The organism is Nocardia sp. NPDC050713, from assembly GCF_040654315.1.
Taxonomy (GTDB): domain Bacteria; phylum Actinomycetota; class Actinomycetes; order Mycobacteriales; family Mycobacteriaceae; genus Nocardia.
Genome location: NZ_JBFAHS010000001.1, coordinates 258,680 through 284,576, shown reverse-complemented (window position 1 = coordinate 284,576; position 25,897 = coordinate 258,680). Strand labels below are relative to the sequence as shown.

Sequence of the window (25,897 nt, the reverse complement as noted above, 5' to 3'; positions counted from 1 at the left end):
ATCGCCTCACTGTCGCTCGGCTTCGTCGTGCCCGAGATGGCTCGCCCGCTGCGCTCGCGCTCGGCCCCGCCGTGGCCGAGGGGCGCGGCGCCTGCGGCACGCCCGGTACGCTGGCTCACGGCATCCCCCTAAGTCTGCTCGACCGTTTCCTGGACTCGGTCAGTTTACGTGACCGGCGTCGCTCGACGCGGGGCAGGGAGCGGCCACGCCGGGGACTGCACGGCGAGGTGTTTTTGCCGGATCGGATGCCTCCCGGTAAGCTGGAGCGGCGGTGCACCTATGCGCCGCCTGTTTGCATGCCGCCGGTCCGGTTACGCCGACCGGTACATACAAGCAGACACCAGGCAATCACACCAGGTTCGATCGGCAATGCCGACCAGCGAACCGGGATCGCGGAGGACATGGCGAAGAAAGACGGGGCCATCGAGGTCGAGGGTCGAGTTGTCGAGCCGCTGCCCAATGCGATGTTCCGGATCGAGCTCGAGAACGGGCACAAGGTTCTCGCGCACATCAGCGGAAAGATGCGGCAGCACTACATTCGCATCCTTCCCGAGGACCGGGTGGTCGTCGAGCTTTCGCCCTACGACCTGTCCCGCGGCCGCATCGTTTACCGCTACAAGTGAATCGAGTCGGCGAGCCATGCTCGCGAAATGCGCTCGCCTAGGTCGATTCACTTGGTGTTCTGTGGGGGTGCAACCCCCACACCCCGCCCGGCGGGCTTCGCCCCCGGACCCCCGAACGGGCGGGCTGGGTTAGGCACGAACCAAGGCTTTTACTCAGAGTCTCTCCCCCCGGAGAGGCCACCGTCCGCGAGGACGAGGACAATAAGACTTCCCCAGTCGCCAGGCTGGGGAAAAACTGTGTTCACACCCGTGTGGACCGCAACGAGATTGGACGGACGTGAAGGTTCAGCCGAGCGTCAAGAAGATCTGCGAGAAGTGCAAGGTGATCCGCCGCCACGGCCGGGTCATGGTGATCTGCGACAACCTGCGCCACAAGCAGCGCCAGGGCTGATCGTTTCACCGCCAAGCACCGAACGCAGTTCGGATTGGCACAGAGAAGAACTCCCAGCTCCAGCCGCACGCTGTGGAAATTCGGGCTCTCGAGAGAGGGAACGGGGCGTGCGAGCCAACCACCGGTACGGAGGCCGGTGCCCCAAACAAGACGGGGGAACGGACAGGGAGCAGACCTCCGCAACGATTAAGGAAACTGCCACATGGCACGTCTCATGGGCGTCGACCTCCCGCGCGAAAAGCGCATGGAGATCGCGCTGACCTACATTTTCGGCATCGGCCGTACCCGCTCCCAGGAGATCCTCGAGGCCACCGGCGTCAGCCCGGACCTGCGTTCGAAGGACCTCAGCGACGACGACCTGACGAAGCTCCGCGACTACATCGAGGCTTCGGAGTTCAAGGTCGAGGGTGACCTGCGCCGTGAGGTGCAGGCCGACATCCGCCGCAAGATCGAGATCGGCTGCTACCAGGGCCTGCGCCACCGTCGTGGCCTGCCCGTGCGTGGCCAGCGGACCAAGACCAACGCGCGCACCCGCAAGGGCCCGAAGCGCACCGTCGCAGGCAAGAAGAAGTAAGGGATACGGATGCCTCCTAAGAGCAGGGCCTCCGGCCCCAAGAAGACCCAGAAGTCGCGTCGCAGGGAAAAGAAGAACGTCCCGCACGGCCACGCGCACATCAAGAGCACGTTCAACAACACGATCGTGTCCATCACCGACCCGAACGGCAACGTCATCTCCTGGGCGTCGTCGGGTCACGTCGGCTTCAAGGGTTCGCGTAAGTCGACCCCGTTCGCCGCGCAGCTCGCCGCCGAGAACGCTGCCCGCAAGGCGCAGGAGAACGGCGTCAAGAAGGTCGACGTGTTCGTCAAGGGCCCGGGTTCGGGCCGCGAGACCGCGATCCGTTCGCTGCAGGCCGCAGGCCTCGAGGTGGGCACGATCTCCGATGTCACCCCGCAGCCGCACAACGGCTGCCGTCCGCCCAAGCGGCGTCGCGTCTAGCGGGAAAGGAAGGTAGAGCGAAATGGCCCGTTACACCGGACCCATCACCCGCAAGTCGCGTCGTCTGCGCGTCGACCTCGTCGGCGGCGATCAGGCGTTCGAGCGTCGCCCGTACCCGCCCGGCCAGCACGGCCGTGCGCGTATCAAGGAGAGCGAGTACCTGCTCCAGCTGCAGGAGAAGCAGAAGGCTCGCTTCTCCTACGGCGTCATGGAGAAGCAGTTCCGCCGGTACTACGAAGAGGCCAACCGCCTCAAGGGCAAGACCGGTGACAACCTGCTTCGTCTGCTCGAGACCCGTCTCGACAACGTCGTGTACCGCGCCGGTCTGGCGCGCACCCGTCGCCAGGCCCGTCAGCTCGTCAGCCACGGCCACTTCCTGGTCAACGGCGTCAAGGTCGACGTGCCCAGCTACAAGGTGAGCCAGTACGACATCATCGATGTCAAGGAAAAGTCGCTGCCGACCCTGCCTTTCCAGGTCGCGCGGGAGACCCTCGGCGATCGCCCGGTTCCGGGCTGGCTGCAGGTGATCCCGGGCCGTCTGCGGATCCTGGTCCACCAGGAGCCGGAGCGCGCCCAGATCGATGTGCCGCTGCAGGAACAGCTGATCGTCGAGTACTACTCGAAGTAATCAGCGAATGCCGCTGGTGCGGCGGGGGTTTCGCCCCTGCCGCACAACCCCTTAAAACGAGGCGTCAAATAGCGGGCGCCCTAAAAGGAGGATGATCCTCATGCTGATTTCCCAGCGTCCGACCCTGACCGAAGAGGTCGTGGCCGAGAACCGCTCGAAGTTCACCATCGAACCCCTCGAGCCGGGCTTCGGCTACACCCTCGGCAACTCGCTGCGGCGTACCCTGCTGTCCTCGATCCCGGGGGCCGCGGTCACGAGCATCCGCATCGACGGCGTTCTGCACGAGTTCACCACCGTCCCCGGCGTGAAGGAAGATGTCACCGACATCATCCTGAACCTCAAGGGTCTGGTCGTGTCCTCGGAGGAGGACGAGCCGGTGACGATGTACGTGCGCAAGCAGGGTCCCGGCACCGTCACCGCCGGTGACATCGTGCCGCCCGCCGGCGTCGTCGTGCACAACCCGGACATGCACATCGCCACCCTGAACGACAAGGGCAAGCTCGAGATCGAGCTCGTCGTCGAGCGCGGTCGCGGTTACGTCCCCGCTGTGCAGAACAAGGCGTCGGGTGCGGAAATCGGCCGGATCCCGGTGGATTCGATCTACTCCCCGGTGCTCAAGGTGACCTACAAGGTCGAGGCCACCCGTGTCGAGCAGCGCACCGACTTCGACCGGCTCATCCTGGACGTGGAGACCAAGAACTCCATCAGCGCGCGGGACGCGCTCGCCTCGGCGGGCAAGACCCTGGTCGAGCTGTTCGGCCTGGCTCGCGAGCTGAACGTCGAAGCCGAAGGCATCGAGATCGGCCCCTCGCCGGCCGAGGCGGATCACATCGCCTCGTTCGGTCTGCCGATCGAGGACTTGGACCTCACCGTCCGGTCCTACAACTGCCTCAAGCGCGAGGGTGTGCACACGGTGGGCGAGCTGGTCGCCCGCACCGAGTCGGATCTGCTGGACATCCGCAACTTCGGCCAGAAGTCCATCGACGAGGTGAAGGTCAAGCTGCACGCGCTCGGCCTCTCGCTGAAGGACAGCCCGGCGTCGTTCGACCCGTCCTCCGTGGTGGGTTACGACGCGAGCACCGGCACGTGGAGCGACAGCGGCACGTTCAGTGACACCGATGGCGGCGAGCAGGACTACGCCGAGACCGAACAGCTCTAGGCCGCTGGGGTAGGCGCCCCGGCCCGGCCGCATACAAGGAGAATCAACAATGCCTAAGCCCAAGAAGGGTGCCCGCTTCGGCGGGTCGGCGTCGCACCAGAAGGCGATCTTCGCCAATCTGGCCACGGCGCTCTTCGAGCACGGCCGGATCACCACCACCGAGGCCAAGGCCAAGGCCGTGCGCCCCTACGCGGAGAAGCTCATCACCAAGGCGAAGGGCGGCACCCTCGCCGACCGTCGCGAGGTGCTGAAGGTGATCCGCAACAAGGACGTCGTGCACTCGCTCTTCGCGGAGATCGGGCCGTCGTTCGATGGACGCGAGGGTGGCTACACCCGCATCACCAAGACGCTGCCGCGTAAGGGTGACAACGCGCCGATGGCGATCATCGAGCTGGTCCGGGAGAAGACCGTGACCAACGAGGCCGATCGCGCCCGTCGCGTGGCCGCTTCGCAGAAGGCGGAAGAGGCCGCTCCGGCGGCCGCCGAGGAGAAGACGGACGAGGCTGTCGCCGAGACCGCAGAGGAATCGGCTCCCCAGACTGCCGGGGATGAGCCCGCCGACGAGTCCGCCGAGGACAAGAAGGACGCCTGACGCCTGACGTCGGGTTGTTCCCCGCGCATGCGGGGATGTGCCGGACGCTTGACCTGGGTCGGGATTTCTCGAATGAGCCCGCCGCCCTTGTGGGTGGCGGGCTCATTCGCGTCGATGAGGAGTCGTTGTGACAGTGGAGGATTCGATGGGAACGGTGAGCTCGCAGCCGGAGCCCTCAGCGGCCGCCGAGGCCCCGGCCGCCGTACGGGTGCGCCTCGACATCTCCTACGACGGAACCGATTTCATCGGCTGGGCCCGCCAGCCGGGCCTGCGCACCGTGCAGGGTGTGCTGGAGGAGTCGCTGAGCAAGGTGTTCCGTGAGCCGATCCAGCTGACCGTCGCGGGTCGCACGGACGCGGGCGTGCACGCCGAAGGACAGGTCGCGCACTTCGACACCACCGCCGAGTTCGACGGCGACAAGCTCGTGCACCGCATGGCGCGCTTCCTCCCGAAAGACGTGCGCATCAAGGCCGCCCGGCTCGCGCCGCCGGAATTCGACGCGCGCTTCTCGGCGATCCGCCGCCACTACGTGTACCGGCTCACCACCGCGCCCTACGGCGCCGAGCCGCTGACCGCCCGCAGCATCGTGCCGTGCCGCCCCGGTGTGGATCTGGCCGCCATGCGCGCGGCATCCGGAAACCTGTTGGGGCTGCACGATTTCGCCGCGTTCTGCCGCCGCAGGGAGGGCGCGACCACGGTCCGCGAATTGCAGCGCTTCGACTGGGAGCGCGAGGGGGACCTGCTCACCGCGTACGTCAGCGCGGACGCGTTCTGCTGGTCGATGGTGCGCAGTCTGGTCGGCGCGGTGCTCGCCGTCGGCGAGGGCAGGCGCACGCCGGAGTGGATCGCCGGACTGCTGAACGAGACCGAGCGTTCCAGCGCGGTGACCGTCGCGCCCGCCCACGGCCTGAGCCTGGTCGCGGTCGACTACCCGGCCGACGCGGACTTGGCCGCGCGCAATGCCGAGACCAGGGAAATGCGCACCGTGCCGAACCGAGGCTGCTGCGGCGGAGAGGGATAGGGGACCGGTACCGCGGCAGGCTTCAGCGAACCGCGGTACCGGAATGGCTCAGCTGCCGCCCGCCTCGATGGTCTTCGGCTGCGAGTGCCCGGAGATCTCGATGCGGCGCGGCTTGGCCCGTTCTGCGATCGGGATGGTCACCGAGAGGACGCCGTTGTTGTAGGTCGCGCTGATCTTGTCGGCATCGACGTTGTCGCCGAGGGAGAGCTGGCGCATGTAGGTGCCCGCGAAGCGCTCGGAGGCGATCCACTGGACGCCTTCCTCGCTCGGCACGCTGCGCTGCGCGCGCAGGGTGAGGGTGCCGTTGTCCACGCTCACGTCGACCGAGCCGGGATCCACACCGGGCAGATCGGCGTTGAGGACGTAGTGGTCGCCCGCTCTGAACAGATCCATCGGCATGAAGCGCGGTGCGCGCGTCGACCCGACGTTCTCGCCGAGCAACTGGCGAGCAACTGTGTCGATGTCATGGAATGGATCGAACCGCAGCACAGCAATCACCTCCATCTCATTGACGTCGGCGCCACCACGGCGGCGGGCGCCGGAAGCTGTGCACCATCAAAGTTAGCACTCCCGGGGCGGGAGTGCTAATAGTTTCGGCGGCGGTTTTCGATGCCGTTTCGCACGACCGAACCGCCGCGCCGGAACAGCTGGACGGCCGGGGTAGAAGCCGGCGTCCGAGGCAGCCGGGCGCTCTCGAAGCAGTTGACCGCTGTGTCTTCGAGTGTCGACGGCCGTGCGGAATAGGAACGGGGACAACAACTGTTCCTTCCCCACATGACAATTGATGCTCTCGGACGTTTCGGTGTGTGGCGCGGCTACCAGGGGGTGACTCCGGACGAGGCGAGCGAGCTGGAGCAGCTCGGCTACGGCACGGTGTGGCTCGGCGGTTCGCCGCCCGCGGACCTGCCCGTGGTGGAATCGCTGCTCGCCGCGACGGAGTCGCTCACGGTGGCCACCAGCATCGTGAACATCTGGTCGGCTCCGGCGAAGACGGTCGCGGAGTCGTTCCACCGCATCGAGGAGAGCTTCCCCGGCCGCTTCCTGCTCGGTGTCGGCGCCGGGCACCCGGAGTTCAACGATCCGTATCTCAAGCCTTACGAGGCGTTGGTCGCGTACCTCGACGAGCTGGACGCGGCCGGAGTGCCGAAGCAGCGGCTGGCACTCGCCGCCTTGGGTCCGCGCGTGCTGGAACTCGCACGCGACAGGACCGCGGGCGCCCTCCCGTATCTGGTTACTCCCGAGCATTCGCGCCGCGCCCGGGCGATTCTCGGCGAGGGCACCCTGTTGGCCGTCGAGCAGAAACTCGTCGTCGAGGAAGACCCGGAGCGGGCACGCGAAGTCGGTCGCACGATCGTGCCGATGTACCTCGGGCTGGGCAACTACGTCGCGAACCTGCGCAGGCTCGGCTTCGACGACGCCGATGTCGCCACCCCGGGCAGCGATCGGCTGGTCGATCAGCTGGCGGTGCACGGCTCCGCGGAGCGGGTGGCCGAGCAGCTCGTCGCCCATGTCGACGCGGGCGCCGACCACGTCGCTCTCCAAGCGCTCGGCGACGACTACCTCGCGTCGCTGCGCGCGCTCGCCCCCTTGCTGCGCGCCTGACCTGCGCGAGCGTGCGGCGGGCGACCGTCCTAAGAGACAGTTAGAAAACCCGCCGCACGCTTCCGAACGCCTTGTGACTGCCGACACACTCTCTTCCAGCTGACGCGAAGACGCGTTGAAGGAGGAGATTCGGGTGACTACGACACAGCCCACGAGCGAGCGCCGCGTTGTCGCGAACGTGCTGCGCGGATCGATCGGCAACCTGGTCGAGTGGTACGACTGGTACGTCTACGCGGCGTTCAGTGTGTACTTCGCGAAAACGTTCTTCCCCGAAGGGGATTCGACCGCACAGCTGCTGTCCACGGCGGCGGTTTTCGCGGTCGGGTTCCTGATGCGCCCGCTCGGCGGCTGGGCGCTCGGCCGCTACGCGGACCGGTTCGGCAGGCGCGCCGCGCTGACCCTGTCGGTGACGGTGATGGCGGCCGGTTCGCTGCTCATCGCGGTCACGCCGGGCTACCAGACCATCGGCATCGCCGCGCCGGTGCTGCTGCTGCTCGCGCGACTGCTGCAGGGCCTCTCGGTCGGCGGTGAGTACGCCACCAGCGCGACCTACCTGTCCGAGGTCGCGTCGGCCGGTCGGCGCGGGTTCTACTCGAGCTTCCAGTACGTGACCCTGGTCGCCGGTCAGCTCACCGCGCTCGGCGTGCAGATCGTGCTGCTGCAGGTGCTCACCTCCGCCCAGATGCATTCCTGGGGTTGGCGAATCCCGTTCGCGATCGGCGCGTGCGGTGCGCTCGTCGTGATGGTGCTGCGGCGCGGGATGGACGAGTCCGCGTCGTTCGAGGCGGAGGCCTCGGGTTCGAAGGAGGCGAGCGGGTCCTCGCGCGGTTCGCTGAAGGTGCTGCTGCAGTACCCGCGGGAGTGCCTGCTCGTTGTCGGCCTGACCCTCGGCGGCACGGTGGCGTTCTACACCTACACCACCTACATGCAGAAGTTCATGATCAACACCTCCGGCATCTCCAAGGGCACGGTGGCCTGGATCAACTTCGTCGCGCTGCTGGTGTTCGTGGTGCTGCAGCCGCTGGCGGGCGGGTTGTCCGACAGGATCGGCCGACGGAAGCTGCTGCTGTTCTTCGGCATTTGCGGCACGCTGTGCACCGTTCCGATCATGACCGTGCTCGCCGACACCTCGAACCCGGTCGCGGCCTGGGGCCTGATGATGTTGGCTCTGATCATCATCACCGGCTACACCTCGATCAACGCCATCGTGAAGGCCGAGCTGTTCCCGACCAAGATCCGCGCGCTCGGCGTCGGCCTGCCCTACGCGCTGACCGTCGCGATCTTCGGCGGCACCGCGGAGATGATCGCCCTCGCGCTGAAGAAGGCGGGTGCGGAGTCGGTGTACTTCTACTACGTGGCGGGCTGTATCGCGATCTCGCTGGTCACCTACTGGTTCATGCGGGAGACCTCGGCCGAGTCCACGATCGACGCCGACGAGAAGGCACGCGTCGCCGCGGCGAGCGCCGATACCGATGACGACCGTCCGATGGCCACCGTGCGTGGCTGAGCGACTCGTCTCCGCGCCGATCCTGCCCATGTGGCAGGATCGGCGCGTGCGGCTTGCGGTGGTCGAAGATGACGACGGCGTGGGCGACGCGCTCGTCGAGGCGCTCAATGCCCGCGGTTACTCCGCCGACCGCAAGCGGCGCGGTAGCGAGTTACTGCTCGATCACCGCCGCTACGATGCTGTCATCCTCGATCTCGGACTGCCCGACGGCGACGGTCTGCAGGTGCTGCGGCAACTGCGCGAGGTGAGCACGGTGCCCGTGCTGATCCTGACCGCCCGCAGCGACGAACGCTCCATCGTGCGCGGATTGCGCGGCGGCGCCGACGACTACCTGGTGAAGCCGCCGCGGATCGCGGAGCTGCTGGCGCGGCTGGAGACGGTGCTGCGCCGGGCCGCCGCGGTGGCGCAGTCCGAGCGCACCGAGGTGGTCACCGGTGACGTGCGAGTCGATCTCGCGGCCCGGGTCGTCGAGGTCGGCGGTGCGCCGGTCGCGTTGACGCAGAAGGAATTCGAGCTGGTCGAGGCGCTGGTGGAACGACCGGGCGCGGCGGTGAGCCGCCAGCAGCTGATGGACCGGATCTGGGGCGACGCGTTCGTCGCGGTGTCGCGTTCGCTGGACGTGCACATGACCGGTCTGCGCGCCAAGCTGAACCGGCCGGGGCTGATCACCACGATCCGCGGCTACGGATACCGGTGGGGACAGTGAGCGTGGAGGACGGAAGGCCATGCGGCGCAGACTGCTTGCCGCGCTGACGGTGTTCGCGGCGATCGCGGTCCTGGCGTTCGCGGTGCCGCTGTCGTTGACCTATGCCACCAGCCGGACCCAGGAGTTGGTGCTCGGCCGTTCCGGTGACGCGGATCGGTTCGCCACCCTCGCCGACGCCGTCGGGGTGGAAGGAAACGACGCCGCGCTCGCCGAGGAGGTCGCGCGATACCACGAGTTGTACGACGAGAACGTGCTCGTGGTCGACGCGCGCGGTGCGACCGCGGTCAACGCGGGCGTGGACATCATCGATCCGGCCGTCGTCGCGGCGGTCGCCGACGCGCGGCGCAATCAGCGACCGCATCCGATCGACCGGCTGATGCCGTGGAGCGATCCGATGATGCTCGTCGCGCGGCCGGTCGGGACCGGCGTGCAGGTCAACGGGGCCGTCGTCATCGAGGCGTCCACCGCGCAGGCGCGTCGCGACATCACCCGCGCCTGGCTGGTCATCGGTTTGGGCGGCGCCGCGGCCATGGTGCTGTTCACGATGCTCGCGCTGACGCTGAGCCGCTGGGTGCTGCGGCCGCTCGCGGCCCTGTCCCGCGCCGTCGCCGAATTGACCGCGACGCTGCCGAAGGCGCGACCCGCGCCGCAGACTTCCGACGACGCGCCGCCGCCATCCATCGCGAGGCACTACGGCGGACCGCCCGAAATGCGCGCCGTCGCGGAGTCTTTCGACGCCATGGCGCTCGCGGTCGCCGACTCCACGGAGGCGCAACGGCAACTGGTGGCCGACACCGCGCACGCGATGCGCAATCCGTTGGCCGCGCTCACCATTCGGCTGGACTCGCTCGAGTACGCCGTACCGGAGAGCGCGGCCGACACCTTCCGCGGCGCGAGCGCGGAGGTGGACCGGCTCACCACGCTGCTCGACGGACTGCTCACGCTGGCCGTCGCGGAGACGCCGGACGGCTTCGCCACCGCGGCGGGCGCCGAGGAACACCGTTGCGACGCCGGGCAAGTCGTGGCCGATCGGATCGACGCCTGGCATTCCGCGTTCGACGCGGCGGGGCAGTCGCTGCGCGCCGAGCAGCCGGGGTCGCCCGCCGAGGCCGCCGTCTCGGCGGATGTGCTGGCACAGATTCTCGATGTGCCGCTGAGCAATTCGAATCGGTACGCGGGTAGCGGCGCGAGCACTGTCGTGTCCGTGGGAATCGAGCCGGACTGGATCACGGTGACGGTCCGCGACGACGGCCGCGGCGTGCCCGCCGACGAGATCCACAAGCTCACCACGCGCTTCTTCCGTGGTTCCGCCGCGCAGCCAGGGGGTTCCGGCCTCGGTCTGCCGATCGCGGCGGCGCTCGCCCAGGCGCGTGGCGGTGCGCTGTCGGTCTCCGAGGTGTCGCCGCACGGACTCGCGGTCGCGGTTCGTCTGCCCGCGGTGGTGGCGTCGTGACGGGGCGGCTCGACCGGCGCAAGTTCCTGGCGCTCGCGGCGCTCGGCGTCGCGGGTGTCGCGGGCTGCGGGAGCGGCGACGACCCGGTGGTCCGGTTGGCCTCCGGTGAGGTGGGCGGCTTCTATCACGCGTTCGCGCGTCTGCTGGCCGCCGCGGCCGCGCAGATCGGGACGGTGCGGATCGAGCCGGTCGCCACCTCGGGCTCCCAGGACAACCTCACGATGCTGGCCAGGGGAGACGCGCAAGCCGGTCTGGCGCTGGCGGATTCGAGCAGGGACGCGCCGGGCGGCGTGCTCGCGCTCGGGCGGGTCTACGAGAACTACTTGCAGTTGGCCGTGCGGGTCGACAGCACCGTCCGCCGGGTCGTCGAATTGCGCGGCAAGCGCGTGAATCTCGGCGCCGAGGGTTCCGGCGCGGCGCTGACGGGAGAGCGGATACTGCTCGCGGCCGGGCTGGATCCGGCGACCGACGTCATCGTGGAGCATCGCCCGCTGCGCGACGCCGCGGCGGCCCTGCGTTCCGGCGCCGTCGACGCGCTGCTGTGGGCGGGCGGCGTCCCGACCGCGGCGCTGGAGGTTCCACTGCGGATGCGTTTGGTGGATCTCGGTGATCTGGCAGTCCCGTTGCGTCAGCGCTACGGGCACATCTACGACCGCGTCGAGATCCCGCGCGACGCCTATCCGGGCGGCTCCGCGATCACCACGATCGGTGTGGCGAACCTGTTGCTCGCCGCGCCCACGTTGCCGGACGAGGCCGCCGCCGCGATCGTCGATCTGCTGGCCGGACACCCGGACGCGCTGGTCCCGGCCGAGGCCGCGGGCACTCAGTTCCTGGACGCGCGTTCATTGATCGGCACCGGCCCTATTCCGCTGCACCCTGGCGCGGCCGCGGCCTATCGGCGGCGCCACGGGTGAAGCTCGATCAGGAGCGCACCAGCCGCGCGATCGCGTCGGTGGCTTCTTTGATCTTGGCGTCGGCTTCGGGGCCGCCCGCCACCGCGGCGTCCACCACGCAGTGGCTGATGTGGTCTTCCAACAGCCCCATCGCCACCGCCTGCAGCGCCTTCGTCATCGCGGAGACCTGGGTGAGGATGTCGATGCAGTACTTCTCCTCTTCGACCATCCGCTGCAACCCGCGCGCCTGACCCTCGATGCGGCGCAGGCGCTTGAGGTAGTCGTCCTTGGCGGTGATGTAGCCGTGTGCCGAGTGGTCGTGGCCCGGCTGGTCCTTGGTGGTGCTCGCGTCCGGGGTGGTCACCGCTGTCTCCTTGCTGCCTGCCGGAAGGTCGGATGCAATACCCCCCTAGGGTACATCCGTACCGGCGTTTTGTCAGGTCCGCGCGCGGCTGGGCGCGGGTTCCTCGCGCCGCGCCGCTCGCTGATCGGCACCGTACCTGGCCAGCGCGATTCCGCCTATTACGAGCAGCGCGCCGAGCGCCTGGATCGGCGCGACCGCCTCGCCGATCAGCAGCCAGGACAGCGCGACGGCGAACAGCACCTCGCTCAGCAGGATCAGCGACATCAGCGTCGCACCGATGCGCGCCGCGCCCGCCACGCCGCAGAGGTAGGCCACCACGGTGCTGATCAGGATGAGCAGGGCGAGGGCCAGCCAGACGGGCAGGTGGCGCTCGGCCATGCTCGCGGTGGCGCCGCCGAAGTGGATCGGCAGCACGGTCAGCGCGCCGAGTGCCCAGCTGGTCAGCGCGGCCACGGTCAATCCGGTGCCGAGTAGGACGACCGGACGCAGGTTGTCCGACGTGCGTGCGGAGAGCAGGAAGAACGCCGCGTTGCACAGCATGGACAGCGCCGCCCAGCCCAAGCCGGGCAGGCTCAGCCCGCCCGCGCCGAAGACGTCGATCACCAGCGCGGCGCCGACGAGCGCGACGGCCGCGCCGAGCAGGGTGGCGTCCGACGGCCGTCGTCCGCGCACCGCCCAGTCCCAGCAGATGACCACGATCGGCGCCAGGAACTGGATCATCAGTGAGACCCCGACCTGTAGGTACTCCAGCGACAGGAAGAACGTCGCCTGCACGCCCGCCAGCGCGATCACGCCGTACGCGCCGACGGTGCGCAGATGGCGCACGCTGCCGCGCAGTCCGTCGGGTTCGGCGAGCGCGGCGATCACGAGCATGATCGCCGCCGCGCCGGTCAACCGCACGGCGAGCACCGCGCCGGGCGACCAGTCCGCGGCGAGCACGGATTTCGCGAGCGGTCCGGAACTGGCGAACGCCAGGCCGCTCGCCACGGTCAACCACACGCCCCAGCGCGACACGAACACCTCCAGCTGGACCGATGAATCGTCCTATCATTGCCCATGCGGCCGAGTGGCCTCCGTCACGCAGGCGGTACCGGTTGCGCGGGAAGCGTGGACGGACGGAAGAATCGGCCCCATGAGTTCGCTTCCCCGGCCCGCCCTCGCCGTCATCGGCGGCAGCGGTTTCTACGACTTCTTCGACAACGACGCCACCCAGGTCGAGATCGACACCCCGTACGGAAAGCCGAGCGCGCCGATCGCGGTGGGCGAGGTCGAGGGACGGCCGGTGGCGTTCGTGCCCCGGCACGGCAAGCAGCACGAATACGCGCCACACACGCTGCCCTACCAGGCCAACATGTGGGCGCTGCGCTCGCTGGGCGTGCGGCGGATCCTGGCGCCGTGCGCGGTGGGCAGCCTGCGCGCCGACTGGGGCACCGGCACCGTCGCGGTGCCGGACCAGCTGGTCGACCGGACCTCCGGTCGCGCGCAGACCTTCTTCGACGGCGGTGGCGTGCACGTCTCGTTCGCCGACCCGTACTGCGAGGAACTGCGCGGCGCCGTGGTGAAGTCCGAGGTCGAGGCGCTGCCGCTGAAGGCGGGCGGCACCATGGTCGTGGTGCAGGGACCGCGTTTCTCCACCCGCGCCGAGAGCCGCTGGTTCGCCGGGCAGGGCTGGGATCTGGTGAACATGACCGGTCATCCGGAGGCTGTGCTCGCCCGCGAGCTGGAGATGTGCTACGCGGCAGTCGCTTTGGTGACCGACCTGGACGCGGGCCTGGAGGAGGGCGACGGCGTGCACGCCATCGACGTCTTCGCCGAGTTCAAGCGCAACCTCGCCCCCTTCAAAGACCTCATCCGCGCCTCGGTGGCGGCGGTCGACGGAACCGACACCTGCGATCGGTGCCGTGTCCATACCGGCGTGGCGTTGCCTTTCGAACTACCGTAAACCGTATGCGACGGTGCGACGTTCGTGCCGCCATCGGTCCGGTGTCGGCCGTGGGCGGCGGGGTGTGGCTGCGATGAAGGTACTGCTCACCGGGGCCGCCGGATTCCTCGGATCGCACGTGCGCGGCGCGCTCACGGCCGCCGGGCACGAGGTGATCGCGCTCGACCTGATGCTCGCCGACGTGCACGGGCCCGACGCCGAGCCGCCCGAGGGCGTCGCCGAGGTGGACGTCCGCGACGCCGACGCGCTCGCGCCGCTGTTGAGCGGCGTCGAGGTCGTCTGTCACCTCGCGGCCGTCACCGCGCCGAGCACGGAATCGGAATCCGGCATCGCCGCGTTCGCCGCGCACAACGACCATGGCACCGCGGTCCTGCTCGCGGCCATGAGTCAGGCCGGAGTTCGTCGCCTGGTGCTCGCCTCGTCCATCACCGTGTACGGCGAGGGTCGCTATCGCAGCGTGCGCGGCGGACCGTTCTTCCCCGGCCATCGCTCGCGCGCCGATCTCGACCGCGGCATGTTCGACCACCGCGCGCCGCGCACCGGCGAGGTGCTGACCTGGGAGCCGGTCGGCGAGGAGGCGCCGCTGCGGCCGCGCGGCTTCTACGCCGCGAGCAAGGCGGCACAGGAGCAGTACGCGCTGGCCTGGGCGCTGAGCACCGGGGCGTCGGTGACCGCGCTGCGCTACCACAACATCTACGGCGACGGCGCCCGATCGGGCATGGCCCCCCGGTTCCGCGAGGAACTGCTCGCGGGCCAAGCGCCACGGGTGTTCGAGGACGGCGGCCAAGTGCGGGATTTCGTACACGTCCGCGACGCCGCCGCCGCGACCCGCGCCGCGGTGGAGCGTCAGCTGCCCGGCTTCGTTCCGCTCAATATCGCCTCCGGTCATCCGATCACGCTGTGGGAGGTGGCCTCCATCATGGCCAAGGCGCGCGGGGGGCCGTCACCGATCGTGACCGGCCAGTACCGGATCGGCGACGTGCGCCATTTCGTCGCCGACCCCGAACGTGCCCGGCGCGCACTGGATTTCACCGCGCAGGTGGTCCCGGCCGACGGGCTGGCCGAATTCGCCAGGGGTGCAGCGGAGGTCGCGACCGCGGGCTGAATCTGCTGCCCGGCGACGCACGCGACGCACCGGCGAGGTCGCTCCGACGCTCGCCGCGCTCTTGTCCGGCCCGACTTCGCAGGGTCGGGGCCGAGATCTCAGCCCGCAGGTTGGTGCGTGTGAGGCGTGCTGGCCCACTCGCTAGGGAGTGCGGCCGAGGTCGCTACTGCGGTCGACGGTCGCGGGCTGATGCTTGCCCGGCGTGGGGAACAGGTCAGGCGGACTCGGTCCGGAACGCGTCGGCATGCGCTTGCGCCCATTGACGGAAGGTGCGCGGTTCGCGACCCGTCACCTCGCGCACGGTCGGGTGGACCTCCGATTCGTCGAGGGTGCCGTCGATGAAGAAGCTCGTGAAAGCCTCGGCGTAGGCGCGGGGCATGGTCGCCGCGAGTTCGGCGCGGGTCTCGTCGTCGGTGAGTTCGCGACACACGAGCGGCCGGTCGAGGACCTCGGCGAGTATCGCGACCTGCTCGGCGGGCAGCAGTGCCGCAGGACCGGTGAGATCGAGAATCCGGCCGTCGAGATCGCCGCCGGTCAGCGCGCGCGCCGCCACCGCGGCGATATCGGCGGGGTCGACGGCCGCGACCCGCACCCCCGAGAACTGGGCGCGCACCACGTCACCCGCGGCCAGCTGCGGCAGCCAGCGCAGCGCGTTGGACATGAACGAGCGCGGCCGCAGGAAGGTCCACGCCAGACCGGATTCGCGCACGGTCTGTTCGGAGAGCGCCATGTACCTGGAGACAGCGTTGCCGAGATCCGCCAGCGCCGCCGACCCACCCGAGAGCAGCACCACCCGCGCCAGCCCGGCCTTACCCGCCAGCGCGAGCAGCTCGTCGAGGTGCTCGTAGCCCGGCATCAGGTACATGCCCTGCGCGCCGTCCAGCGCCTCGGCCAGGGTCTCGGGCCGGTTCAGATCGCCGGTGACCGCCTCGACGCCGTCCGGCAGCGACGCGCGCGCCGGATCGCGCACCACTGCGCGCACCCGCTGCCCGTCTTCGGCGAGCGCGCGCACGAGTTCCGCGCCGATGTTCCCGGTCGCTCCGGTCACCACGTACATATCGTCTCCTTCGCCTCGCCGCTGCGAAACATCGTGCCCACAAACAGCTTTCGGTGCTGGCCCATTCAATGTACGTGGCATCGGAGCGGCGCACCCGGACCACGGCGTACCACCGCTGCGGCCATGCGCGAGCTGCCGACGGCCCGCGTCCATTACGCTCGCCCGGTGGACACCCCGGTACGGCTCGAGGTCATCGTGGCAAGTGTGCGCCCGGAGCGGTTCGCTCCGGTGGTCGCCGACTGGTTCCTGCGCGTCGTCCGGGCCAGACCCGAATTCGACACGGGCGTCATCGATCTCATCGATACACCGCTGCCGACGGATCTCACCGAGACCCCGGAGGCCCAGGCCTACCGGGACCGGCTGGCGGCCGCGGACGCGTTCGTCGCGATCACCTCCGAGTACAACCACGGCTACCCGGCGTCGCTCAAGACCGCGTTCGACACCGCCAAGCGCGAGTGGCGCGGCAAGCCTATCGGTTTCGTCTCCTACGGCGGACTCTCCGGCGGCCTGCGCGCAGTGGAACAGCTCCGGCAGGTTGTCGCCGAGATCCACATGGTCTCGATCCGCGAGACCGTCAGCATCCACCAGGCCAAGCGGCAGTTCGACGCCACGGGCACGCCGACCGACGGGGCGGCCATCGACGCGAGCGAACGGCTTCTCCGCCAATTGCACTGGTGGGCACGGCATTTGCGGGCCGCGCGGGCGGCCGATCCCTACCCCGGCTGACGCCCGATCGTCACTGGGCGGCGACGGGCCGTCGTCCGCGCGGATGTCCGATGTAGGTGGCCTCGCGCGGGATCGACACCAGGGTCAGATCCACCTGCGCGGTTCCGGTGCGAAGTACCACGTGGTTGCCGATCGCGCCGGGCTGGTGGATGGACAGGTCCGGCCTGGTCGCGGGCCAGCCCATCGGGTCACCGGTCACGTAGATCGTCGTGACACCGGCGTGCGGCGCGGGCGCGAGCACCCCGTCCACCACGGTCGCGGTGAAACCCGCGTCGGACTGGTGGGTTTCGACGGCGATGGTCAGGCGCTCCGGGTTGCCGATGGTCTGCACCAGGTTCTCCCAGGCGTGCGCGCGGTCGGTGCGGATCAGGATGCGCTCGCCGACGGCCAGTGCGCGGAACACCAACTGCTGCGCCAAGTAGAGCTCGCCCGCCAGGTAGACCGTCGAGATGCCGGTGCCGATGATGCGAACGGCCACACCCTGATTGTTCTCGTCCGAACCGATGAGCTGACCGCAGCCGGACGACGGCAGGTGCAGCGCGCCGATCACATCGATCGGGTACTCGGTCATCGGCACGGTGTCGTCGAGACCGGGCACGGCGAGCGGCAGGTGCGCGAGCAGGCTGTCGCGGTGGCGTCCGTTCATCGACACCATGCCCGTGAGCTTGCCGCGCTCGGGCAGTTCGCGCGCGGTCAGCCGCCAGGCCGCGCCGATGCTCACCGATTCGGCGGAGCTGCCGGGGCGCAGCCGCACGGTGACGGTGGTGCCGCGCGAGGGCGCGACCCACAGCTGCGCGAGCAGGTCCGAGCCGAGCTGCTTCGGGTCGACCGCGCTGCCGATATTGACGGCGTTGCCGATCTCGGCGTAGCGCCAGCGATGGGTCAGGGTGCGCGGATCGAAGCCCGCGGTGATTTGCAGGACGGCCTTGCGGATCTCGGGCGCGGTCAGGATGCGGGCGCTGCAGTCGGCGTCCTCGAGCGCGCGCATGATGCGTTGCGTCGCAATGGTTACCGCGCGCGAGGCGCCCTCGCTGCCGCCGCCGCGCCGCGCCGCGGCGTCCGGGCAGGCGATGGCGTCGAAGCTGATCGCCAGCCACACGGCGCGGTGCGCGGTGGCGGGCAGCGGGCCGAGCAGCGTCTCGTAGATCTTGCCCGCCGGTGTGCCCGCGCGGCTGCGGTGCCCATGGCTGATGATGTCGATGCCGCTGAGCAGGATGTCGTGCTGGTTGAGGCAGGCGGCGAGTTCGGGAAGCGGCAGCAGGTGCGAGGCGTGCACGGTGCTGCTGGAGATGCGAGTCAGTCCGCCCTTGGGCGGCAGCACCTCGACGACCGTCACCACCCGGGTGCCGTCCCAGTACAGACCGAGCGAGCGGTCGTCGGGGCCGCGGAAGTCGACGGTGTCGCCGATCTCGTAGTCGCGCTGGGTGATGTAGCGCCACCAGGTCGCGATCCAGTCCAGCACGGTGCGTTTGGCGATCGGGATCAGCGGAAGCAGACCGACCGCGACGGCGACGGCGAGCGCCGGCCACCCGCCGAGACCGGCCACCAACGAGATCACTCCGGCGATCATGCCGATCACCTGTGCGATCAACAGATTCGGCAGCGAGATGCGACCAAGCAGCGGACGTGGTCCCGCCCCTGTGGCTTCGGCCATCAGCGTCCCCCAAAATACCCGGTATCGACCGTTTCCTACCGGCCGAGCTGAACAAGAGTCCCAGGGAACTGTACTGTGTTCCGCGAACGTGAGCACTGTTCGGGGGAGGAACCATGCCTTCAAAACCCACCACGCGCTGGCAGGTGAGCGGTTACCGCTTCCTGGTACGCCGGATGGAGCACGCGCTCGTGCGCCGGGACGTGCGCATGCTGCACGATCCGATGCGCTCGCAATCCCGCGCCTACGCGGCGGGTTTGGTCCTGGCCATCGTGGTGCTCGCAGGCTGCGGCATCCTCGCGCTGCTCCGCCCGCAGGACAAGATCGGCAACAACGTGCTGCTGATCGGCAAGGAGTCCGGCGGCGTCTACGTGCAGATCGACGGCGTCGTGCATCCCGCGTTGAATCTGGCCTCGGCACGGCTGGCGTCTGGCGAGTCGGGCAAGGCCACCATCGTCAAGGAGTCCGAGCTCGGCAAGAAGCCGCGCGGCCAGCTGATCGGAATCCCCGGCGCGCCAGCCGCTTTGCGCTACGACAAGGACGGCAAGGGCCGGGCATGGACGGTCTGCGACGTGATGAAGGTCGACGGCTCCAAGGATTTCACCACCACCGTGCTCGCTGGTGACCTGGAACTGGGCGACAAGGCCTCGGTGATGCCCGCCGACCGCGCGCTGCTCGTGAAGGTGAAAGAGCAGGCGTATCTGGTCTACAACAAGACGCGCGCCCGCGTGGACATGAACGACCGCAGGGTGACCGACGCGCTCGGCATCACCGGCGCGACGCCGCGGCCGGTCAGCGAGGGGTTGCTCAACGCCATTCCCGAAGTGCCGCAAATCGTTCCGCCGAAGATCAACGATCCCGGCGCGCGCGTGAGCTATCAGGTCGGCGACCGACGGGTCGGTGACGTGGTGCAGGTGTCCTCGGATCCCGACCAGAATTACGTGGTGCTGCACGAAGGTCTGCAGGCGATCTCGGAAGTGACGGCGGAAATCATCCGCGCCACATACCGATCGACCCCGGGTGCGTCCTGGATCGACCCGACCGACAAGACGAGCGCGAACATCGCCACCGCGCTGGCGGTCGACACCTATCCGACGATTGTGCCCACGATCGTCGATATCAAGGACCGGCCGATCAGCTGCTTGTCCTGGAAGCCGAACCCGGCCGCGAAGGACGGCGGTATGCAGGCCGATCTGTCGGTGGTCACCGGTGTCGCGTTGCCGATGCCCGACAAGGCCAAGGCGGTGCCGCTGGCTCAGGCCGACGGCTCGGGGCCGAACGCGGACTCGGTGTACGTGCCGCCGGGCACCGGCGCGTTCGTGCAGACGACCGGCATCGAACCCGACAGCAGGCGTAAGGATTCCCTCTTCTACGTCGCCGACACGGGTGTGCGTTTCGGCATCAAGAACGCCGACGCGCAGAAGGCGCTCGGTCTGGACGCCGAGGCCGGTGTGAAACCCGAGCCCGCGCCGTGGCCGATCGTGGGTCTGCTCGCGAACGGGCCCACGCTCGGGCGCGAAGAGGCGATGGTCGCGCACGACGGTGTCGCGCCCGATCCGTCACCGGCTTCGAAGCCCGTTGGCAATACCCAGAAGTAGACGCGAGGCGGGTCAGCGCCGTTCGGCTTCGCGCGGCGCGATGTCCTCGTGCGGCGCTTCGCGCGGCGCGGTGTCCTCGTGCGGCGCGGTGCCTTCGCGCAGTACGGCGACTTCGCTTCGGAGCGCGCGCACCTCATCGAGCAAAACCGAGATCTCCCGATCGGTGCGCTCGGCGTTGACCTCTACCGTCTTCAGCTGATCGATCACCCAGCTCGTGGTGGTGCCGATCGCGAAGCTGATCAGTCCGATGCCGAAGGTCATCAGGATCAAGGAGATCAAGCGACCCTCGGTGGTCACCGGATAGACGTCGCCGTAGCCGACGGTGGTCACCGAGACCGCCGACCACCACAGCGCGTCACCGAAATCGGTGATCTTGCTGTCGGGCGCGCCGTACTCGGCGTCGAAGAAGGCCAGGCTGCACAGCAGCAGGATCAGCGCCGAGCTGGCGCCGACGAACACCGAGAGCCGGGCCCGCGTGACAGTGGTGCGGTTCAGCGTGTCCAACAGCAGCAGCGCCGCCCGCAACAGCCGCAGCGGCCGGAACGGCGGCAGCACCACGATCAGTAGCTCCAGTGGATGCCGCCGCACGAACCGCCACCGATCGGTAGACAGCCACAGCCGCACCGCGAAGTCCGCGGCGAACAGCGTCCAGATCAGGATGTCGACGCCGGTCAGCCAGGAATCCAGCCGCGGCGAAGCCCCGGTGTCGAGCACGTGCCACGCGTACACGCCGAGGAACGTCACCGCCAACGCCATCATCGGCACGTTGGTCGCGCGCTCCCACGCTTGCCTGCGGGTCACGATCGAGGTCTGGTCGGTCATCGGGGTACTACCTGCTGCTCTGCGGTGTGGGGCGGTGAGTCGCCCGTCGATTGCGGCTGAGGCTACAGGTCGACCGACCTCGGGCGGCACGGCTATCGAGCACACGTCGAGCCGAAGTACGCCCGGACCGCGGCGGCCGCGAACTACACTTGGTCGCCTGATGGTGCTTGCGTCAGGTCGCCGCTAGCCAGGTTGTCGCAGGTCAGGCGGATAAAGGGCGTGAGCGCAGCGTTGCCGCCGCACTGGCGCTGCCCGCGGGACCCGGCCCGGCCCGGCCGGAGCGAAGGGCGCGCCCGAACCGCTCTCGCCAGCCGAAGGGCCGACCAGGATGCGCCGACAGATTCTGTTGATGTGCAGCGCCGAGAACGGATTGACGGTGCGCGCTGCCCTCGCGCTGCGACGGTGCGGATATCTCGTGCACACCGCGGTCGTGGAGACGGAATCCGACATGGATCGCGCCGCGGCCTCCGGCGTCGACATGATCGTCTGCACCTACTTGACCCGCCGCATCCCGCGCCAGATCTGCCACGGCGCCGTCCCGGTGGTGATCGTCCACCCTGGCCCCATCGGCGACCGGGGGCCGTCGTCGCTGGACTGGGCCATCACCGATCGCGAGCCCTACTGGGGTGTCACCGTGCTCTCCGCCGTCGAGGATCTGGACGCGGGCCCGGTGTGGGCTTGGCGCACCTTCCCGTTCGACGCGCGCCGCCGCAAGAGCACGCTCTACGGCACCGTCGTCGCCGACGCCGCGATCGAGTGCGTCCTCGCGGCCGTGAGCCGCGCGCTCGACACCGATTTCGTTCCGTTCGATCAGGCGGAGGTGCCGCGAGCGATTCCGCACGCGCGAAGCCGTTCGGCCATGCGTCAGGCCGACCGCGCATTCGACTGGTCCGACAACGCCGAGACGATCGCGCACCGAGTTCGTGCCGCGGACGGCGCACCCGGCGTGCTGTCCGTTCTCGCGGACCGCTCCGTCTACCTCTACGACGCCCAGCCGGGGCGGTGCGGCCCGATAGCAGCCGAGCCGGGCACGTTGGTCGGCCGCCGCCACCACGCGATCGAAATCGCCTGCGGCTCGGGCACTATCTGGGTCGGGCACCTGCGCGCCGCGGGCGAGGCCGAGTCGAGGTGCAAGGGGCCCGCACTCGGCGTGCTCACCCGAACCGGAGTTCGGGCCGCGACCATACCGGCCACGATGGATCCGGCGTGCCCCGGCGACATCCATTACCGCGCCGACGGCCCTGTCGGTGTCATCACCATCGACCCGTACAACGGCGCGCTCACCACCGGGCAGTGCCACCGCTTGGCCGCCGCGATCGAGTTCGCCGCCGCTCAGGACACCAAGGTCCTGGTACTTCGCGGCGGCGCGGGACCGTTCTTCTCGACCGGGATACACCTCGGCGCCATCGAATTCGCCGCCGACCCCGCCGCGGAGGGCTGGGCGAACATCCGCGCGATGAACTCCGTCTGCCGTGCGCTACTGCTGTGCGCGGACCAACTCACCATCGCGGCGATCACCGGCGACGCCGGCGCGGGCGGCGTGATGCTCGCCCTCGCGGCCGACATCGTCGTCGCGCGGGAAAGCGCCACGGTGAACGCGCATTACAAGTCGCTCGGCCTGAGCGGCTCGGAATTCCACACCCTCACCCTCCCTCGGCGCGTCGGGCCCGCCGTCGCCGAGCGACTGCTGAACGACGCACAACCCATCGACACCGCCACCGCGCTGAACCTGGGTCTGCTGAACGAAATCGGCCCTATCGGACGCGGTTTCGACGACTGGCTCGACGACCTCGCTCGTTCTTACACCGAACCGACGGCGTGGACGCGAATCATGGCGGCGAAACGAACCCGCCTCGCGGACGACGGCGAGTGCGCGCTGATCGCTGCCCACGAGCACCAGGAACTGGCCCGTATGCGCACCGACCTCTACGGCGCGGACTTCGACACGCGACGACGGGCCTTCCTCGCCAAGCGAGTTCGTACCGCCCCGACCGCATCGCGCTGACCGCCTCGGGCATTCGCGCGCCCGAGGCGGTCGGCGGTCACATGTCGTCCGAGGTGACGCCGAAGCGGCGGCGGATCGGGAACGACGCGAGGTAGCCCAGGATCAACGCGGTCGCGATGATGCCGGTGCCGATCAGCGCGACGTCGCGCGCGGTGTTGTCCGGTGGCGGCGGCGGTGCGGGCACGGCGAGCTGCTCGCTGCGCGGCGGTGTCGGTCGCTTCGGCGGCAGTTTGTCGGGCACCGCGTTGGTCAGCGCGGCGATCGGGTCGACCGCGCCGTAGCCGAGGTACTGGTTCCAGCCCTCGGCGGGCGCGTGCGCGGTGGCCTGGATGCGCCGAATGACCTCGCGCGCACTCATTTCCGGGAACCGGGACCGCACCAGCGCGACGACGCCGGAAACCAGCGGCGTGGCGAAGCTGGTACCGCTGATCGGGTTCTGCTGCCCGCGCTGATCGACCGCGCCGATCGCGGTGCCGTCGCCGCGCGGGTTGAGCGAGATCATGTTCTCGCCGGTCGCGGCCACGCTCAGCCACGGGCCGGGCACGGTGAACTTGGACGGCGCGCCGTTCTGGTCGATCGAGCCGACCGAGAGGGCGTAGTCGTCCCAGCGCGCCGGGCTGACGTTGACCGTGACATTGCTCCACGGATCGGACGTCGGGGCGAGCGGGTCGATCACCTTGTTCACCGGCTTGCAGTCCTCGGTGTCGTTGTTGCCCGCCGCGGCGACCACGACGACGTTGCTGTCCAGCGCGTACTGCAACGCCGCGCCGATCGCGCCGTCGAGATCATTGGACGACCCGCACCAGACCTCGGAGATGTTGATGACCGTCGCGCCCAAGTCCACCGCGCGCACGATCGCCGACGCCATCGTGGCGAGGGTGCCGTAGCCGGTGGGCAGGGCGTCCGGAGGCTTGTCCCTCGACGCGCCCTCGCGCTGATACATCTTGCTGGTCTGGCGGATGGTGATGATGCGCGCCTCGGGCGCCACACCGGCGAAGCCCTGGCCCTCGACCTGCGAGGCGGCGATCAGTCCGGCGACGAAAGTGCCGTGCCCGTCGCAGTCTTCGGTGCCGTCACCGCCCGCGGCGACGTAATCGCCGCCCGCCTCCAGGCCGGGCAACCGCGGATGCCGCGCGACTCCGGTGTCGATCACCGCGACGACCTGGCCCTCGCCCTTGGAGAACTGCCAGGCGCGCTCCAGATCGAGCGCGCGCTGCGCCGCGGGGATGGTCGGCCCGTCGCCGCCGGTCACGATGTCGGCGCAGTTCGAGTTGGGCGGGCGTTCGGTCTTGTCGGGCGGCGCGGCGGGATCGCCCGCGGGCCGCAGCGCCGGATTCACCGCGGGCGGCCGATCGGCCTGCGCGACGCCGTGTCCGGAGCCGACGCCGAACGATGCCGAAAGCCCGAGCGTCACCGCGACGGCGGCAACGCGCAAGTGCGCGTTCACAGCCCGCGGACGAGGGAGTAGAGCGAGGCCACCCAGAACACGAGCGGCAGCACCGCCGCGACGAACGCGTACTCCAGCAGCTCCACGCCACGGCGCATGGGCGGCGTGGCCGACTGGTTCGGGACGATGATGCCCAGGATCAGCGCGGCCACCAGGATCAGCATCGCCGCGCCGAAGACGGCGAGCGGCATGTCCATCGCGAAACCGGCCCCCACCAACATGATCAGCACGATCGAAGCGCCACCGGCGATCAGCACGACCGCCTGCTCGGCGCCCGCGTAGGTGCGACTGCGGAACATCAGCACCGCCGCGCAGACCAACGCGAGCGCGATGCCCTGCCAGTAGGCGTCACCGGACTCCGGATCCGTCGCGGCGAGCGCGCCCGCGACGGTGACCAGCGTGGTCGCCGAGACCAGACCGGCGAGGTACATGCGGGCACGTTCCGACTTCACCCGCAGCGCCTCCATGGTGGGCAGCGCGCGGTGATCGTCGGGGTCGTCCTCGGTCGGGTCGATCGGGGTGCCTGGCGAAGGCACCGGCGGCAGTGGCAGTTTGGCCAGCAGCATCGAAATCCGCGGCGAGAGCGAGAGACCCGCGAGACCCAGCGCCGCGGCCACCGCGCCGATCGCCTTCAGCGGCTGATCGGTGAGCAGCCCGACCAGAGCGGCGGGCACCGCGTACACCGCGAGCGCGGCCGTGCCGATGAACAGCGCGAGACCGACGCCGGTGACGCGCCACGCCAGAATCGCGGTGGCCCCCAGCAACACCGATCCGAGCAGGATGTGGGCCCAGCCGTAATGATCCGGTACATACAGCATTCCGGCCGTGAGCGCGGCGGGCAGCGCGCAGCCGCCCAGCACGAGCGCGGTCGCGGTGTCGCCGTACATCCGGCTCAGCACCATGCCCGCGACGACGAGCAGAATGGCCACCGCCAACGCGATCGAACCGCTGACCCACTCCGGTAGCTCCTCCGGCGCGAGCAACAGGCCGAGGCAACCGACGATCATCGTGAGCGCGGCGAGAATCGAGCCGGTGATCCGCGCGGTTTTCGGCGTCCAGCTGCGGTAGTGGTCGGTGTCCGCGATCGCGACGTTGTACATGATGTCGTCGAAAAGCGGTGTCGGCGCGGTGTGCGAGGCGCTCTCCAGCATGAGGAGCTCGCCGTCGCGCACGCCGTGCTCGCCGAGGCTGAGCGAGTTCGAGAACGGCGGGTGACCGATCCTGGCCAGCACCCACTCGGCGGGCTCGAAGCGCTCGCCTTCGTTGTCGAAATCGTTGGTGCGGCTGTGCTGAGCGACCATGTCGACGACGCTCGGGATCACCAGCGCGACCGGCACGTCGACCGGGATCGCCATGTCCACCTGGGTGTGCTTCGCCAGGATCGTCACCCGAGCCAGATCCGGCGCACGGACGATACCGCGCGAGGAGTCTTCGTCGATGTGGTCAAGTCGCGCGTGCGTCAAACTTCCCCCAACCTGGTGTTCTACCTCGATTTTCCGCTGACCCGTCGCGCTGGGGGGCGAGCTTGCGACCCTGGCGTCGGGGCAGCAGAATGCAGGTCGAACTGTACGACATGTCGGCGGTGGCCTCTACACTGAGCCCGAAGTC

Annotated in this window: 26 protein-coding genes; 18 read left to right on the top strand and 8 right to left on the bottom strand. The window is 69.3% G+C overall.

The window, feature by feature from the left end; all coding sequences use genetic code 11:
* Positions 1–401 precede the first annotated feature (401 nt).
* From infA to truA, 8 genes are all read left to right on the top strand, one after another.
* Positions 402–623, top strand: a complete 222-nt coding sequence (gene infA, locus AB0H49_RS01205; RefSeq protein ID WP_003418601.1) for a translation initiation factor IF-1 — start codon at positions 402–404, stop codon at positions 621–623.
* A gap of 277 nt (positions 624–900) precedes the next feature.
* On the top strand, positions 901–1,014 hold the full coding sequence (gene rpmJ, locus AB0H49_RS01200) for a 50S ribosomal protein L36 (RefSeq protein WP_011207363.1): 114 nt from the start codon (positions 901–903) through the stop codon (positions 1,012–1,014).
* 202 nt (positions 1,015–1,216) lie between these two features.
* A complete protein-coding gene (gene rpsM / locus AB0H49_RS01195) occupies positions 1,217–1,588 on the top strand; it encodes a 30S ribosomal protein S13 (protein WP_043687550.1) in 372 nt (123 codons plus the stop codon).
* Between the two features lie 9 nt (positions 1,589–1,597).
* The gene (gene rpsK, locus AB0H49_RS01190; protein WP_014981768.1) at positions 1,598–2,011 is read left to right on the top strand and encodes a 30S ribosomal protein S11; all 414 of its coding nucleotides are present in this window, start codon (positions 1,598–1,600) and stop codon (positions 2,009–2,011) included.
* A 22-nt stretch (positions 2,012–2,033) separates the two neighbouring features.
* Positions 2,034–2,639: a 30S ribosomal protein S4 gene (gene rpsD / locus AB0H49_RS01185; RefSeq protein WP_067785061.1), complete on the top strand. Its 606-nt coding sequence runs from the start codon at positions 2,034–2,036 to the stop codon at positions 2,637–2,639.
* Positions 2,640–2,739: 100 nt separating this feature from the next.
* Positions 2,740–3,798, top strand: coding sequence for a DNA-directed RNA polymerase subunit alpha (locus AB0H49_RS01180; protein WP_067785162.1), 1,059 nt, complete (start codon positions 2,740–2,742; stop codon positions 3,796–3,798).
* 49 nt (positions 3,799–3,847) lie between these two features.
* Entirely contained in the window at positions 3,848–4,390 is a 543-nt protein-coding gene (gene rplQ, locus AB0H49_RS01175; protein ID WP_355000112.1) for a 50S ribosomal protein L17, read from the top strand.
* 208 nt (positions 4,391–4,598) lie between these two features.
* Entirely contained in the window at positions 4,599–5,411 is an 813-nt protein-coding gene (gene truA / locus AB0H49_RS01170) for a tRNA pseudouridine(38-40) synthase TruA (protein WP_357246583.1), read from the top strand.
* A gap of 48 nt (positions 5,412–5,459) precedes the next feature.
* Here the strand turns inward: truA and AB0H49_RS01165 are convergent, their stop codons facing one another.
* Positions 5,460–5,900 carry an Hsp20/alpha crystallin family protein gene (locus AB0H49_RS01165; RefSeq protein ID WP_355000539.1) on the bottom strand — a complete coding sequence of 147 codons (441 nt, stop codon included), beginning with the start codon at positions 5,898–5,900 and terminating at the stop codon, positions 5,460–5,462.
* A gap of 285 nt (positions 5,901–6,185) precedes the next feature.
* Here AB0H49_RS01165 and AB0H49_RS01160 point away from each other — a divergent pair, with 285 nt between their 5' ends.
* The 5 genes from AB0H49_RS01160 (at position 6,186) to AB0H49_RS01140 (ending at position 11,593) form a co-directional block, all read left to right on the top strand.
* Positions 6,186–7,013, top strand: a complete 828-nt coding sequence (locus AB0H49_RS01160; RefSeq protein ID WP_357245832.1) for an LLM class F420-dependent oxidoreductase — start codon at positions 6,186–6,188, stop codon at positions 7,011–7,013.
* A 133-nt stretch (positions 7,014–7,146) separates the two neighbouring features.
* On the top strand, positions 7,147–8,520 hold the full coding sequence (locus AB0H49_RS01155; protein WP_355000110.1) for an MFS transporter: 1,374 nt from the start codon (positions 7,147–7,149) through the stop codon (positions 8,518–8,520).
* Between the two features lie 46 nt (positions 8,521–8,566).
* Positions 8,567–9,226, top strand: a complete 660-nt coding sequence (locus AB0H49_RS01150) for a response regulator transcription factor (protein WP_355000538.1) — start codon at positions 8,567–8,569, stop codon at positions 9,224–9,226.
* A gap of 19 nt (positions 9,227–9,245) precedes the next feature.
* Complete coding sequence (locus tag AB0H49_RS01145; RefSeq protein WP_357245830.1) at positions 9,246–10,679, top strand: HAMP domain-containing sensor histidine kinase; 1,434 nt, start codon at positions 9,246–9,248, stop codon at positions 10,677–10,679.
* The gene (locus AB0H49_RS01140; RefSeq protein ID WP_355000108.1) at positions 10,676–11,593 is read left to right on the top strand and encodes a TAXI family TRAP transporter solute-binding subunit; all 918 of its coding nucleotides are present in this window, start codon (positions 10,676–10,678) and stop codon (positions 11,591–11,593) included. The genes AB0H49_RS01145 and AB0H49_RS01140 overlap by 4 nt, the downstream gene beginning before the upstream one ends.
* 7 nt (positions 11,594–11,600) lie before the next feature.
* On the opposite strand, the gene AB0H49_RS01135 is transcribed toward AB0H49_RS01140, so the two are convergent.
* Together AB0H49_RS01135 and AB0H49_RS01130 are read right to left on the bottom strand one after the other, a co-directional pair.
* Positions 11,601–11,936 (bottom strand): metal-sensitive transcriptional regulator, encoded by a 336-nt coding sequence (locus AB0H49_RS01135; protein ID WP_067785038.1) that lies wholly within the window; start codon positions 11,934–11,936, stop codon positions 11,601–11,603.
* Between the two features lie 72 nt (positions 11,937–12,008).
* Positions 12,009–12,950 (bottom strand): DMT family transporter, encoded by a 942-nt coding sequence (locus AB0H49_RS01130; RefSeq protein WP_357245825.1) that lies wholly within the window; start codon positions 12,948–12,950, stop codon positions 12,009–12,011.
* A 118-nt stretch (positions 12,951–13,068) separates the two neighbouring features.
* Between AB0H49_RS01130 and AB0H49_RS01125 the strand changes: the two genes are divergently transcribed.
* Both AB0H49_RS01125 and AB0H49_RS01120 read left to right on the top strand, forming a co-directional pair.
* Positions 13,069–13,878, top strand: a complete 810-nt coding sequence (locus tag AB0H49_RS01125) for an S-methyl-5'-thioadenosine phosphorylase (RefSeq protein ID WP_357245822.1) — start codon at positions 13,069–13,071, stop codon at positions 13,876–13,878.
* A gap of 73 nt (positions 13,879–13,951) precedes the next feature.
* Positions 13,952–14,983, top strand: coding sequence for an NAD-dependent epimerase/dehydratase family protein (locus AB0H49_RS01120; RefSeq protein WP_357245819.1), 1,032 nt, complete (start codon positions 13,952–13,954; stop codon positions 14,981–14,983).
* Positions 14,984–15,197: 214 nt separating this feature from the next.
* On the opposite strand, the gene AB0H49_RS01115 is transcribed toward AB0H49_RS01120, so the two are convergent.
* Entirely contained in the window at positions 15,198–16,040 is an 843-nt protein-coding gene (locus AB0H49_RS01115) for an NAD(P)H-binding protein (RefSeq protein WP_357245816.1), read from the bottom strand.
* A gap of 123 nt (positions 16,041–16,163) precedes the next feature.
* On the opposite strand from AB0H49_RS01115, the gene AB0H49_RS01110 reads away from it, so the two are divergent.
* Positions 16,164–16,766 carry an NAD(P)H-dependent oxidoreductase gene (locus tag AB0H49_RS01110; RefSeq protein WP_355000103.1) on the top strand — a complete coding sequence of 201 codons (603 nt, stop codon included), beginning with the start codon at positions 16,164–16,166 and terminating at the stop codon, positions 16,764–16,766.
* Positions 16,767–16,776: 10 nt separating this feature from the next.
* Here the strand turns inward: AB0H49_RS01110 and eccE are convergent, their stop codons facing one another.
* A complete protein-coding gene (eccE, locus tag AB0H49_RS01105) occupies positions 16,777–18,420 on the bottom strand; it encodes a type VII secretion protein EccE (RefSeq protein WP_357245812.1) in 1,644 nt (547 codons plus the stop codon).
* A gap of 113 nt (positions 18,421–18,533) precedes the next feature.
* Here eccE and eccB point away from each other — a divergent pair, with 113 nt between their 5' ends.
* Complete coding sequence (gene eccB, locus AB0H49_RS01100) at positions 18,534–20,015, top strand: type VII secretion protein EccB (RefSeq protein WP_355000101.1); 1,482 nt, start codon at positions 18,534–18,536, stop codon at positions 20,013–20,015.
* 12 nt (positions 20,016–20,027) lie between these two features.
* On the opposite strand, the gene AB0H49_RS01095 is transcribed toward eccB, so the two are convergent.
* The gene (locus tag AB0H49_RS01095; protein WP_357245809.1) at positions 20,028–20,837 is read right to left on the bottom strand and encodes a potassium channel family protein; all 810 of its coding nucleotides are present in this window, start codon (positions 20,835–20,837) and stop codon (positions 20,028–20,030) included.
* Positions 20,838–21,186: 349 nt separating this feature from the next.
* Here AB0H49_RS01095 and AB0H49_RS01090 point away from each other — a divergent pair, with 349 nt between their 5' ends.
* Complete coding sequence (locus AB0H49_RS01090) at positions 21,187–22,842, top strand: enoyl-CoA hydratase-related protein (protein ID WP_357245806.1); 1,656 nt, start codon at positions 21,187–21,189, stop codon at positions 22,840–22,842.
* 37 nt (positions 22,843–22,879) lie between these two features.
* Here the strand turns inward: AB0H49_RS01090 and mycP are convergent, their stop codons facing one another.
* Both mycP and eccD read right to left on the bottom strand, forming a co-directional pair.
* Positions 22,880–24,289: a type VII secretion-associated serine protease mycosin gene (gene mycP / locus AB0H49_RS01085; protein WP_357245803.1), complete on the bottom strand. Its 1,410-nt coding sequence runs from the start codon at positions 24,287–24,289 to the stop codon at positions 22,880–22,882.
* A complete protein-coding gene (eccD, locus tag AB0H49_RS01080) occupies positions 24,286–25,752 on the bottom strand; it encodes a type VII secretion integral membrane protein EccD (protein WP_357245800.1) in 1,467 nt (488 codons plus the stop codon). The genes mycP and eccD overlap by 4 nt, the downstream gene beginning before the upstream one ends.
* Positions 25,753–25,897 lie beyond the last annotated feature (145 nt).